This window comes from Burkholderia sp. HI2714, assembly GCF_002223085.1.
Taxonomy (GTDB): domain Bacteria; phylum Pseudomonadota; class Gammaproteobacteria; order Burkholderiales; family Burkholderiaceae; genus Burkholderia; species Burkholderia lata_D.
The window spans coordinates 231,987-244,888 of sequence record NZ_NKFM01000053.1; the positions used below are offsets into that span (position 1 = coordinate 231,987).

Sequence of the window (12,902 nt, forward strand, 5' to 3'; positions counted from 1 at the left end):
CCGGCAATCCTCGGACGATTCCGCATTCCGTAATCCCCTGCCGTGCGGTCGCGCCATGCGCGCCGTACGCGGGGCTTCTCTTTTCGTCATCGCTCGGGACAGGTAAGCATCGAGTAAGCATGACGCCCTACAGTGTGCTGATTCTCCAAGGCGGATCATCGCGGCGAGCGCGCGCTTCGCCCGGGTCCAGGCTACATGAAGGGAAACGGCATGCAGAACCGGCCAGCATTGAGCTATGTGTGTGCGAAACATCCCGACGGGTGCCGGTCGAACTGGCACCCGCCCGCGAGCTGGAAACGGCAGCTTGCGACGCCGTCGCGCGGTGTCGTCGCGATCGATCACTACATCGCGGATGCGTCGGAGCTGATCGATCTCGAGACGACCGAGCCGGTCTTCACGCTGCACTTGCGCGCGCCGACAGGCCTCGAAATGCGCACCGACGGCAACGGCTGGGCCGCGCACACGATGCGCACGCCGTTGACTTACGTACCGCCCGGCTTTGCCTGTTCCAGCCGGTGGTCGAACGACATCGAGTGGCTCGCCGTCCACTTCGACGTGGCCTGGCTGTCGCGCTCCGGCCTGCTGGCCAGCACGCCGACCGTGCCGGCCATGCCCCGCTTCGACGTGAGCGACGATCTGCTCGTGCAGATCATCCGGAGCATCCATGAAGATGCGGTCGCGGGGATGCCGTCGGGGCCGACCTACGTCGAAACCCTGGGCGCGGCCGCGCTCGGCCGCATGTCGTATCTCGAGTCGACGCGCAAGGCCCGCGAGTACACGCATGCACAGGGCATGCGACGGGCCGTCGAGTATATCCGTGACAATTTCCGCGATCCGCTGACGCTGGTGACGCTCGCCGAAGCGGTCGACTATCCCGGCGACCTGTATTCGTTCATCCGGAACTTCAAGAAAGCCAACGGGATGACGCCGCATCAGTACATCGTCGAAACCCGGCTGCAAGCCGCCCGCGACCTGATCGAACGCGGTCGATGCGATGTGACCGAGGCCGCGCTCGCGTGCGGCTTTTCGACCACCAGCCACTTCTCCGCAACGTTCCGCAAACGGTGGGGGTTCTCGCCGTCCGGGCTCAAGCCGCGTGCCGCGAACGTCACGCGAGCGGCAGTGACAGGATCCACAGGCCGCTGATCGTCAGCGCGATCGTCAGCACCAGCAACGGCAACTGGTTGAACACCACGGTGCCGGCCAGCACGCGATGACGGACGGCGATCGCGTGCGTGACGACCACGCTCAGCACATGCCCGGCGAGAATCAGCAGGACCTGCGCATGCCAGATGGTGCCGACGTTGATCAGCAGCGCGGTGGGTGCGACCTGCGCCGGTTCGATCGACAGCAGGTTCCAGCCGATGCCGAGCGGATCGGACAGCAGTGAAACGATCTGCCGCCCCTGGTCGATGAACAGCGTGAAGTAGTGGCACACGTTGTAGAACAGCGCGATCGGCAACAGCAACAGGCAGAACTGCCGCGCAAACGCGCCGCCGTCCAGCTCCGAACGCGATCCCGCCGCGCCGAGTGCGCAGAAGCCCCGGAACAGTCCATGGTAGGCCAGCCCGACTGCTGCAAAAGTGGCCCACTGCCCGGCGAGCACGAGGTCTCCCGCTATCGCGTAGTTGTTTTTCAGCGCCGGAAACACCGCGACGGTCAGCGGATAGATGCCTCGCCAGAAGAAGGTGTTCCACACGGCCGTATCGCGCAGGCCGTCGTAGGCCGTCGACGACAGCATGAACGACAGAAAGATCACGATGCTGGTGTCGAACGGCGGCTCCGACGCCATCGCGGCGACCGGATTCCTCAGCCTGACGTCGATTTCTCGCGCCGCCCCGCGACGCCATTCGAATGGCGACAGTCGTGCGCACAATCCGCACAGGATGCCGAACGCATCGAAATGCCTGAGCCACACGTCGCGGCCGAAACAGAATGAACCGCCCAGTGCGTAGAGTGCATAGCCGGCAAGAAACAGGCTGGCATCTCGCGGCCTTGCCGCGCCGAACAGCTCCAGCGCGATCAGGGCGACATACGCGAACAGCGCGGGATACGATGCGAGGCCCCGGGGATAGCGATACCGGCCCCTGTCGATTGCCGGGACGCAGCGCGCCGCGATCCGCAGCATCGACGCGAACGGGTTCGTGAACGCATAGAGATCGCCGAACACCGCGCTGACATAGATCGACCCCAGGTAGAACCAGAGCCAGAATCCCGACATGCCGAGGTTGACGAACGGGTTCTGGGTGCCGAAGCGGCCCGACACGATCAGCAGGACGACGAAGCCCAGGCTGGCGGCCTGCCCCGCGGCGAGCGCCACGGCCGGTATCCGCCATGCCCGCCGCCATCGGATCGCCGGCGCGCGCGTGCTCGGAACACGCGCGCTCGAGCCCGACGCGAACGCCAGGATCATGAAGGACACCACGAGCGTGCCGGTCGCCGCGTACGCATAGAGCCACAACGGCACCGGCAGGTAGTAGGGAATATTCCACGCATGCGCATCGGCACAGGTCGGCGCACAGGCGACGAGCGCCGCAGCCCCCGCGACCCGCCGCGCGTTACGGCGCGGTACATGGACGCTGGCCGGGTGGGTCGCACCGGATTCGAAGTCGTCGTGCATGTCAGTAATCGGATGACGCAATCAGTCCCGTGACCTTCCAGACGGCCCCGCTTCCCTGCTCCGATACCACGCCGATCGTGTCGTACGGCGCATCGAGCAGCTTGATCAACGCGACGGCGCGCTTGTTGCCGTCTGCCGAATCGGGCAGTGGAAACACCAGGAACGGCAGGATCGGCGACGGCTTGTCGCCCTCCACGATGAGCGGCAATACCGCATCGTTCAACGACTTGAAGACCGCGAACGACGCGCGATCGCGCAAGATCGCGCTCGCGCTTGCCGTCGGCTGCGACGGGGTTCCGATGGCGAGATAGGCACCGTGATCCCGCAAGCGCCAGCCGGTCAATTGCTCGACCAGCGCGCCGTCGGGCTTGCCGGTGCGGCCGGCAGCCAGTGCGGGCAGCCAGCGCCTGTCCACCGGCGACGTCGTGACCCAGTCGCTGAAGAAGCGCGCGTAGAAATCGGCGAGCCCCTTGTCGACGCCGGGTTGCGCGCGCGGCGAGGCCGGCTTCGGCACGTCGCGCCGGCCGTGCCAGCGGACCGCCTGCCACGCGGCGCCGTCAGGCAGGCTCGTGCCGTCGAGGAACGATGTGTCCTTCACGCCGTTCGCGACGAACCAGCCCGCTTTCGCGTGCTTGGTTCGCGCGTCGATGAAACCGGCGAGCATCGGCCGGACCTGCTCCCACGGCAGCGCATTTCTCGACGCGCCACCGATCTTCGGATAACGAATCATCTGGAGATACGTCGACTTCGCCATTGCCTCCGTATCGACGGGCCAACGCCAGGTCATCTCGGCGGCGTGGCCGGCCGGGCCGCCGCGCTCGACCGGCGCGGCCATCGCCAGACCGGCGTCGCATTCGACTCCATAGCGGCGCCAGTCGGGTACGGACGGCGTGCCCTGGTGCGCCCACGCATCCTGCAGCGCATGCAGCGCCCGGCCGAACTCACCCAGCATGAATCCCGCGTTGCGCCCCTCTGCACGCCGCAGCGCGGCATCGACCCGTGAGCGTGAGGCCGGGCCATCCGGCACCACGACCCGGGCTGCCGCGGCAGCCGGCACCCGCGTCTCGCTCGGATAGTGCGCCGCCTGGGTATCCCGCGCATCGGGCGCGAAGCGCGACAGGCAGGCGAACTGCAGCGCCGACGTCATGTATTCGATCGAGCCGGCATCCAGCCGCTGGTCGGCGAGCGCAATCGCGTCGGCCTCGCCAGTCGCGAACCCCGCCTGCCTCGCGAGCCAGAACGTGAGGCCGAAGTGCACGTCCGCTTCGAACCCCGAGCACGTCAGCGGCATCGCGAGCGCCGCCAGCAAGGCCAGCGCGGCAACGCCCGGATGGCGCCGGGCGCGACCTCGCGCGCCGGCCCTGCCGGTTACGCCCCCCTCGCGCGACTGCCCGCGCGCCACCTGTCTGCGGTGCATCAATTGCCGATCTCCGTCGCTTTCGTGCTTTCGGGGAACGGCCACGCGCCGTTTTCGAACGACAGCACCAGCAGGCCGTTGTCCTGGCACGCCGTGGTCAACAGATGGCGGTCGAAATCGAAATCGAGTCGCGACGCACACCAGTCCGGGCCGCCCGGGCGGTACTGGCCGAACATCAGGTGCGCGGAACCGGCGCCGGGCGACTTTGCCGAAGGCGGGTTGTAGTACGCAATTTCCTTGGGCTTCGCCGGATCGCGAATGTCGAACACGCGCACACCGGAATTGAAGTAGCTGCACGCGAGCGCCGTGGCGTTCTCCCGGTTGTCGACGCTGCAGTAGTGCGACCCGTACGTGAAGGTGGAAAGGCCGAGAATGTCGGGCATCACCTTGCTGCAGTTCTGTACTGCGTGGGTTTCGAGCCGCAGCTCGGACACGAGCTTGGGCGCGGCTTCATTCGACATGTCGTAGATGTGGCCCAGCGGGAACGGCGTCATCCCGGCATTGCACGCGGCCTTCACGCCCGCCGCGCCCGGATCCTGGATCCCGCCCGAGCCGCCTTCATCCACTTCAACCAGATAGGGCTTGCCGCCCACCATGAACGGAATCGTATGCTGGCCCGCACTGCCGTCGCGCACCGGCACCGTTGCGATCCGGTGCATCTGCGCATTGGGACGACGGCTCTGCACTTCGCTGGTGTCGATGACGAAGAACCCGTTGTCGCCGTTCGAGTTCGCGTTGTCCAGCGGCGGTGCGCCCGCCCCGGCCGCCGCGCCCGTGTTGCCGAGGCCGATGAAGTATGCGCGGTTGCCGTCCTGGCTCACCGACAGCCCGTGCGGAACCGCCCCGAAGCCCAGGTCGGCCATCGTGATCGCCGAGATCAGCTTCGGCCGCGTCGGGATCGTCACGTCGACCGCGTAGTAGGACTTCGAATAGGCACCGCCGATGTAATACGTGAAGCCGTCCGGCGAAAAACCGCCTTCATGGCCCATCGGCTTGACACTCGGGAGAATGCCGCCGTCGGCGCCCGTGCCAATCGGTACGCTCGCGAGCAGTTGCGGGCGCGTGCAGTCGGTCGCCACGTCGTACAGATCGACTTCGGGGCCGGCGCCGCCGCCGAGCCCGTTATCGGCGGCGAGAATCCCGCGCGCGACGTTCACGCGCAGCGATTCCCACGGGTCGATCATCGCCGTGGACGTCAGCGAACTCACCCGCACCGGCTTGGCCGGGTCGGTGATGTCGATCACCGGCACGCCCGGGTTCACGCGCGGCGGTGCATCGGGGTTGTTGAAGGCCGGTGTGGCGCCCATCGTCGCATGGTAGAAGCAGGTCTTGCCCTGCCGGTCGGTGTAGGTCGCCGCCGACCACGACGCGCCCTCGCCCTGCACCTGGCTGACGCGCTTCAGGTTGCAGTTGAAGCCGCCGAATCCCGACTGGCGCAGCGCGGCGGGCACCTGCCCTTGCAGCGCCGTCTCGGGCGTATCGCCGGGGCTGCAGCCGGGCACGCGCGGCACGACGTAGTCGGCCACCGATACGGCGGGCGTCGCGCTCGTCGTGACGGTGTCGTCCCCGCCGCAGCCGGCGAGCATGAGTGTGCCGAGCGATAGCGCGATCGCCAGGCGATTCAGTGCGTGCATCTTTGCCTCCTCCTGTTTCGAACTTCGTTTCGAATTTCGTTCCGATCCGTCCTTATCATTAGTTGTCCGGATATATCTCGATGACGGCCACTTCGATCTGCTCGCCGGTCCGGCTGTGAAAGTGCAGCGAAAAGCGCCCGGTGATCCCGACCGGGAGAAGGTCCATCGACTGATCGGTTCCGGACGTGCATGCGGCGAGCGCCCCCGGGATTTCATGCGCCATCAGCACACCCGCCTCTCGCGCATGCACGCGGATATGCGCCGGCGCGCCTTCGCGAATCGCGATCACGGATCGCTCCCAGGGTGCCTTGTCCCGATCGACGTCGACGGAAAAGACCTGTTGATCCGGGGGGCGTGTCGACGCGTGCGACAGATGTCGTGCCACACCGTAGGCGAACACCAGCGCCGACACGGTCGCGATCAACGCGACGAGCCGACGCCGCGGTCGCAGATTCCTCTCCTCCATGGCGGCGCTCCGTTTCATCGGCTCTCACGCCGCGCCGACGCTTCGTGCCCGCAGGCCGGCCATCCGCGCGGCGCTCAGCCGTTCGACGAATGGTAGTGAGCGCCCCGATGCGGCGATATCTGCTTATTGCGGGTTGTCGGAAAATTGCGTCCGGAGTAACCCGAGGCGGGGCTGGCCAGACAGGGCTGCGCGAAGAATTCCGGATGCGTCACCCGCGAATCTCGCGGGGCGCCGATGCCCAAGGGACAGTTCACGCGCGACGCGGCCGGGCCGTTCGACATGGCGACCGTCCCAACCGCCTTTTCGTATCCGTGATTCAATGTCGAACGAACCGGCGTCGCGCAGTCGGGCGGCACGGCGATTCGCCACCTCATCGATCGACCCTCACTGGATCACCATGACGAACCCTGCCGAAATCAAGGCGCTCGTTTTCGATGTCTTCGGAACGATCGTCGACTGGAGAAGCGGCGTCGCACGCGGCGCCGCCGCGTTCCTCGACCGCTACGCACCCGCGCTCGACCCGCTCGAATTCGCCGATGCATGGCGGGCCGAGTATTCGCCGTCGATGGAAGAAATCCGCAGCGGACGCCGCCGCTACGTGCGCCTCGACGTCCTGCACCGCGAGAACCTGGTCCGCACGCTCGACCGCTACGGGATCGACGACGTGCCCGACGCCGACATCGACGCGCTCAACCTCGCGTGGCACAGCCTCGACCCGTGGCCCGACGCCGTCGCGGCGCTGCAACGGCTGAAGCGACGCTACATCATCGCGCCGCTGTCGAACGGCAACATCCGGCTGATGGTCGACGTCGCGAAACGCGCGGGGCTGCCGTGGGATGCGATTCTCGGTGCTGAGGTCGTCCGCGCGTACAAGCCGTCGCCGCAGGTCTATAGCGATACGGTCGAGATTCTCGGCGTCGAGCCGGCCGAGCTGTGCCTGGTCGCCGCGCACAACGGCGATCTTGCGGCCGCGCGCCGGCAGGGGCTGTCGACCGCCTTCGTGCTGCGGCCGACCGAACACGGGCCCGGCCAGACGACCGACCTGAAAGCCGACGATGCGTGGGACTTCGACGTCAGGGATCTGAACGAGCTCGCGGATCGGCTCGAGTGCCCGGGTTGAAAACCGGGTCCCGGTGCGCGATCGCGGAGTGGCCGGCGGCTCGTCGAGCGCCCGCGCCCAAGGCCTAGCGCGCCGGCGCCATCTCGGCCGCCCGCCCCTGCGCCGCCATCGCGAGGCGCCGCCAGTTGCGGGCCGCATACCGGTGCGCCTGCTGCAACGCGAGCCACAACCCGATCTGCCGAACCGGCTTGAAAAGGCCGCGTGCACTGAACACGGTGCGCCGCTCGACGCGGGTCCTGCCGCCTTCGATGGGTGTCAGCGTGAATTCATCCTCGAGCAGGTCGACCCAGTCGCGGCACCACACCGTCGACGCCACCATCCGGTAACGCAGCCGGCGATTCTCGTCGAGCACGAGAATCCGCTGGTCGATCGTGCCGCGATCGGTCGTGCACTGCCGCGTGTTGCCGACCGCCGGCATGCCTTCGAGCACGCGGCAACTGACCGGCTTCGGCACGCCGAGGCGGAACAGCAACGGCCGCGTGTCGTCCATCCGGGCATGGAGAAAATGCGGCCAGACATGCTCGGGCCGGCAATCGAACGTCCACTGCGAGTGAATTTCCACGACCGTCTCCTGGCGGCTGTCGGTGCGGCCATGATGGCACAACGGCGCCGCCGCCCTTGCAACCGCCACGCTCGCGCCGCTATTCCGGCTCGCCGACGAATCTCAGCCTCCCCGACTCCCCCGACAGCAGCGCGCGATTCGCGTCCGCCGCCGCGCGCAGGTAATCCCACAGCGCGGTCACACGCCGCAGCTTGCGCAGATCCTCGCGGCACGTCAGCCAGAAGCACCGCGTGACGACCACGTCGTCCGGCAACACCGGCACCAGCGCCGGCTGCGTGGCCGCCATGAAGCACGGCAGGATCGCCAGCCCACCGCCCTGCAGCGCCGCGAAATACTGCGCGATCACGCTCGTCGTGCGCAGCCCGGCCGTCGCGCCCGGCACCGCGCGGTCCAGGTACAGCAGCTCGTTGCTGAACGCGAGATCGTCGACGTAGCTGATGAACGCGTGCTGCGCGAGATCGTCCGTGCACGTGATCGGATCATGGTTCGCGAGATAGTCGCGCGTCGCATAGAGCCGCAGCTGGTAGTCGCACAGCTTGGTGACCACGTAAGGCCCGCGCTCGGGCCGCTCGAGCGTGATCGCCAGGTCCGCCTCGCGCTTGGGCAGGTTGACGAAATGCGGCACCGGCAGCAGGTCGACCGTCACGTGCGGATGCTCGGCGCGAAACTGCGCGAGCTGCGGCGCGAGAAAAAAGCAGCCGAACCCTTCCGTCGACCCGATCCGCACATGGCCCGACAGCGCCTCGCCCGTATTCGCGACCTGGTCGCACGCGGACTGCACGGTCGTCTCCATCGCGTCCGCATACGCGACGAGCCGCTGCCCTTCGGCCGTCAGCGTAAAGCCGCCGGAACGCGACTTGTCGAATAGCAGCGTGCCCATCGCGGCCTCGAGCGCGCGAATGCGCCGCGCGACAGTCGTGTAGTCGACGCCCAGCCGCTTCGCGGCGCCGCTCGCGCGCTGCGTGCGCGCGACTTCGAGGAAAAAGCGCAGGTCGTCCCAGTTCAGGTTGCCGGAAACCGGCTCGGTGGCAGTTCGCATCGACGGGAAAAAGGGGCTGGAGTCTCCGGGCCGGCCGTCGATATGCATAAATGCACATCCAACCGGTTTCTTTATCGGTACATGATGAATCTGCGCATAACTATACTCGACCGTGACCTGCGGACCACGAGCCGCGGCACCACCACGGAGACACCATGCAGACCCGATCCACCCTCGATGAGCATGCGACCATCGCGGCGCCGGCGCCCGAGCGCACCGCGAAGCACTACCTGCTGGCCGGCTGGGCCAGCATGGCCGGCACCACGATCGAGTGGTACGACTTCTTCCTGTACGGCACGGCCGCCGCCCTCGTCTTCAACCGCATCTTTTTCCCGTCGCTGGACCCGGTCGTCGGCACGCTCGCCGCGTTCGGCACGTTCGCGGTCGGCTTCATCGGCCGGCCGATGGGCGGCATCGTGTTCGGCCACTTCGGCGACCGCATCGGCCGCAAGTCGATGCTGATGATCACGCTGCTGCTGATGGGCGTGCCGAGCATGATCATCGGGCTGATCCCGTCGTACGACAGCATCGGCTACTGGGCCGCCGCGCTGCTGATCGCGATGCGCTTCCTGCAGGGGATGGCCGTCGGCGGCGAATGGGGCGGCGCGGTGCTGATGGCCGTCGAGCACGCGCCGAAGGGCCGCAAGGGGCTGTTCGGCAGCCTGCCGCAGACGGGCGTCGGGCTCGGCCTGATCCTGTCGTCGGTCGCGATGGCCGCGGTGGCCGCGCTGCCGGAAGCCGACATGCTGTCGTGGGGCTGGCGCGTGCCGTTCCTCGCGAGCATCGCGCTCGTCGGCCTCGGCTGGTTCATCCGCGCGAAGGTGCCCGAGTCGCCCGACTTCGAGAAGATGCAGCGCCAGGGCAAGGCCGAGAAGTCGCCGGTGACGGCCGCGCTGCGCCGCCATCCGCGCGAGGTGCTGACGATCGTCGGCGCGCGTGCCGCCGAGAACACCTGGTTCTACATGGTCGTCACGTTCGCGCTCGCCTACGCGACGCAGCAGCTGCATCTGCCGAAGGCCGAGATGCTGCACGCGATCACGGCCGGCGCGGCGCTGTCGCTCGTCACGATGCCGCTGTGCGGCCACCTGAGCGACCGCATCGGCCAGCGCCGGATGTTCGCGATCGGCCTCGTGCTGATGTGCGCGTTCGCCGCGCCGTTCTTCATGATGCTCGGCACGCAGCAGACGTCGTACGCGTGGTGGGCGATCGTGCTCGGCCTCGGCGTCGTGTTCCCGATCCTCTATGCGCCGGAATCGCTGCTGTTCGCGCAGCAGTTCCCCGCGGAAATCCGCTACAGCGGCATCTCGCTGTCGGTGCAGCTCGCCGGCGTGATCGGCGGCGGCTTCGCGCCGATGATCGCGACGTCGCTGCTCAAGGCCGGCGGCGGCCAGCCGCATTACGTGATCGCGTACCTCGTCGGCTTCGGCGTGTTCGCGCTCATCTGTACCGCGTTGATGCGACCGGCACGCGCGTGAGCACGCCGGCCGGCATTCGATCGATTTCAGTTCAGCCTGCTGCCCGCCGCGCATGCACGCGCGGCGGACGCAGACACCCTTTTCATCGTCACACCGCTTTACGGAGACATCCATGAACGCCGCAGTTCCCCAGACCACCCTCGCCCTGCCCACCGCCAAGCTGCTGATCGACGGCGCATTCGTCGAATCGCAAAGCGCCGAATGGGGCGACATCGTCAACCCGGCGACGCAGGAAGTAATCGGCCGCGTGCCCTTTGCGACGCTCGACGAGGTCGACGCCGCGATCGCGTCCGCGCAGCGCGCGTTCCAGACCTGGAAGACGACGCCGATCGGCGCGCGGCTGCGCATCATGCTGAAATTCCAGGATCTCGTGCGCCGCAATCTCGAACGGATCGCGCACACGCTGACGGCCGAGCAAGGCAAGACGTTGCCCGACGCGCAGGGCGACATCTTCCGCGGCCTCGAAGTGGTCGAGCACGCGTGCTCGATCGGCACGCTGCAGCAAGGCGAATTCGCGGAGAACGTCGCGGGCGGCGTCGATACCTACACGCTGCGCCAGCCGATCGGCGTGTGCGCGGGCATCACGCCGTTCAACTTCCCCGGCATGATCCCGCTGTGGATGTTCCCGATGGCGATCGTGTGCGGCAACACGTTCGTGCTGAAGCCGTCGGAGCAGGACCCGCTGTCGACGATGCAGCTCGTCGAACTCGCGATCGAGGCCGGCGTGCCGCAGGGCGTGCTGAACGTCGTGCACGGCGGCAAGACGGTGGTCGACCGTCTCTGCACGCACCCGGACATCAAGGCGATCTCGTTCGTCGGCTCGACGCGCGTCGGCACGCACGTGTACAACCTCGGCAGCCAGCACGGCAAGCGCGTGCAGTCGATGATGGGCGCGAAGAACCACGCGGTCGTGCTGCCCGATGCGCACCGCGAACAGTCGATCAACGCGCTCGTCGGCGCGGGCTTCGGCGCGGCCGGCCAGCGCTGCATGGCGACATCGGTCGTCGTGCTGGTCGGCAACGCGCGCGACTGGCTGCCCGATCTCGTCGAAAAGGCGAAGGCGCTGAAGGTCAATGCGGGCGCGGAGGCCGGCACGGACGTCGGGCCGGTCGTGTCGAAGGCTGCGAAGGAACGCATCCTGTCGCTGATCGACGAAGGCGTGAAGGCCGGCGCGAAGCTCGAACTCGACGGCCGCAACGTGAAGGTGCCCGGCTACGAGCAGGGCAACTTCGTCGGCCCGACGATCTTCTCGGGCGTGACGACCGGCATGTCGATCTACACGGAAGAAATCTTCGGGCCGGTGGTGGTCGTGCTCGAAGCCGACACGCTCGATGAAGCGATCGCGCTCGTCAACCGCAACCCGATGGGCAACGGCGTGGGCCTGTTCACGCAGAGCGGCGCGGCCGCACGCAAGTTCCAGAGCGAGATCGACATCGGCCAGGTCGGCATCAACATCCCGATCCCGGTGCCGGTGCCCTACTTCAGCTTCACGGGCTCGCGCGGCTCGAAGCTCGGCGATCTCGGCCCGTACGGCAAGCAGGTCGTGCAGTTCTACACGCAGACGAAGACGGTCACCGCGCGCTGGTTCGACGACGACGCGACGGCCGGCGGCGTGAACACGACGATCGCGCTGCGCTGACCCCGGGAGCCCGCACATGGAAATCGCATTCATCGGACTCGGCAACATGGGCGGCCCGATGGCCGCCAACCTGCTGAAAGCCGGCCACGCGCTGACGGTGTTCGACCTCGACGCGCACGCGGTCGACGTCGCGGTGCGCGCCGGCGCGACGGCCGCCGGCTCGCCGCGTGAAGCGGCCGCGCGCGGCGCCATCGTGATCACGATGCTGCCGGCCGCGCAGCACGTGCGCGCGGTGTATCTCGGCGACGACGGCGTGCTGGCCGGCGCGCGCGCCGGCGCTGCGCTGATCGACTGCAGCACGATCGATCCGGGCACCGTGCGCGCGGTGGCCGAGGCCGCCGCGCAGCGCGGCTTCCCGCTCGCCGACGCGCCCGTGTCGGGTGGCACGGGCGGGGCGCAGGCCGGTACGCTGACCTTCATGGTCGGCGCGGACGCCGCGCTGTTCGAGCGCATCCGCCCCGTGCTGCTCGACATGGGGAAAAACGTCGTGCAGTGCGGCGGCACGGGCACCGGGCAGATCGCGAAGATCTGCAACAACCTGCTGCTCGGGATCTCGATGATGGGCGTATCGGAAGCGATGGCGCTCGGCGCGGCGCTCGGGATCGATCCGGCCGTGCTGGCCGGCATCATCAATACGTCGACCGGCCGCTGCTGGAGCTCGGACGCGTACAACCCGTATCCGGGCGTGAGCGACACCGCGCCGGCCGCGCGCGGCTACGCGGGCGGGTTCGCGGCGAACCTGATGCTGAAGGATCTCGGGCTCGCGACCGAAGCGGCGCGCAGCGCCCACCAGCCGGTGTGGATGGGCGCGCTCGCGCAGCAGCTCTATCAGTCGATGACCCAGCAGGGGCTCGGCACGCTCGACTTCTCCGCGTGCGTGAAGCTGTACGAGGCGCAGCCGGCGTAACCGCCGCAGCCCGCACCGGACGT

11 protein-coding genes are annotated in these 12,902 nt (G+C 67.9%); 5 read left to right on the forward strand and 6 right to left on the reverse strand.

Going from position 1 to position 12,902, the window contains the following annotated elements; all coding sequences use genetic code 11:
* The first annotated feature begins 210 nt into the window (after positions 1–210).
* Positions 211–1,146, forward strand: coding sequence for an AraC family transcriptional regulator (locus tag CFB82_RS27795; protein ID WP_089486111.1), 936 nt, complete (start codon positions 211–213; stop codon positions 1,144–1,146).
* Here CFB82_RS27795 and CFB82_RS27800 read toward each other — a convergent pair.
* From CFB82_RS27800 to CFB82_RS27815, 4 genes are read right to left on the reverse strand one after another with little or no spacing between them, the layout of a single operon-like run.
* The gene (locus CFB82_RS27800) at positions 1,109–2,620 is read right to left on the reverse strand and encodes a hypothetical protein (protein ID WP_256990492.1); all 1,512 of its coding nucleotides are present in this window, start codon (positions 2,618–2,620) and stop codon (positions 1,109–1,111) included. The two genes, CFB82_RS27795 and CFB82_RS27800, sit on opposite strands and share 38 nt — an antisense overlap.
* 1 nt (position 2,621) lies before the next feature.
* Entirely contained in the window at positions 2,622–4,037 is a 1,416-nt protein-coding gene (locus CFB82_RS27805) for a DUF6765 family protein (protein ID WP_256990493.1), read from the reverse strand.
* Entirely contained in the window at positions 4,037–5,671 is a 1,635-nt protein-coding gene (locus CFB82_RS27810) for an LVIVD repeat-containing protein (protein WP_089486112.1), read from the reverse strand. Before CFB82_RS27810 ends, CFB82_RS27805 begins: the two co-directional genes overlap by 1 nt.
* A gap of 58 nt (positions 5,672–5,729) precedes the next feature.
* Positions 5,730–6,155: a hypothetical protein gene (locus CFB82_RS27815; protein ID WP_089486113.1), complete on the reverse strand. Its 426-nt coding sequence runs from the start codon at positions 6,153–6,155 to the stop codon at positions 5,730–5,732.
* Positions 6,156–6,534: 379 nt separating this feature from the next.
* Here CFB82_RS27815 and CFB82_RS27820 point away from each other — a divergent pair, with 379 nt between their 5' ends.
* The gene (locus CFB82_RS27820; RefSeq protein WP_089486114.1) at positions 6,535–7,257 is read left to right on the forward strand and encodes a haloacid dehalogenase type II; all 723 of its coding nucleotides are present in this window, start codon (positions 6,535–6,537) and stop codon (positions 7,255–7,257) included.
* 64 nt (positions 7,258–7,321) lie between these two features.
* Here CFB82_RS27820 and CFB82_RS27825 read toward each other — a convergent pair whose 3' ends face one another.
* Both CFB82_RS27825 and CFB82_RS27830 read right to left on the reverse strand, forming a co-directional pair.
* Positions 7,322–7,819 carry an SRPBCC family protein gene (locus tag CFB82_RS27825; protein WP_089486115.1) on the reverse strand — a complete coding sequence of 166 codons (498 nt, stop codon included), beginning with the start codon at positions 7,817–7,819 and terminating at the stop codon, positions 7,322–7,324.
* 79 nt (positions 7,820–7,898) lie between these two features.
* Positions 7,899–8,858: a LysR family transcriptional regulator gene (locus tag CFB82_RS27830; protein ID WP_089486116.1), complete on the reverse strand. Its 960-nt coding sequence runs from the start codon at positions 8,856–8,858 to the stop codon at positions 7,899–7,901.
* 155 nt (positions 8,859–9,013) lie between these two features.
* Here CFB82_RS27830 and CFB82_RS27835 point away from each other — a divergent pair, with 155 nt between their 5' ends.
* From CFB82_RS27835 to mmsB, 3 genes are all read left to right on the forward strand, one after another.
* The gene (locus tag CFB82_RS27835) at positions 9,014–10,333 is read left to right on the forward strand and encodes an MFS transporter (protein ID WP_089486117.1); all 1,320 of its coding nucleotides are present in this window, start codon (positions 9,014–9,016) and stop codon (positions 10,331–10,333) included.
* A 112-nt stretch (positions 10,334–10,445) separates the two neighbouring features.
* Positions 10,446–11,972, forward strand: coding sequence for a CoA-acylating methylmalonate-semialdehyde dehydrogenase (locus CFB82_RS27840; RefSeq protein WP_089486118.1), 1,527 nt, complete (start codon positions 10,446–10,448; stop codon positions 11,970–11,972).
* A gap of 16 nt (positions 11,973–11,988) precedes the next feature.
* A complete protein-coding gene (gene mmsB, locus CFB82_RS27845) occupies positions 11,989–12,879 on the forward strand; it encodes a 3-hydroxyisobutyrate dehydrogenase (RefSeq protein WP_089486119.1) in 891 nt (296 codons plus the stop codon).
* Positions 12,880–12,902 lie beyond the last annotated feature (23 nt).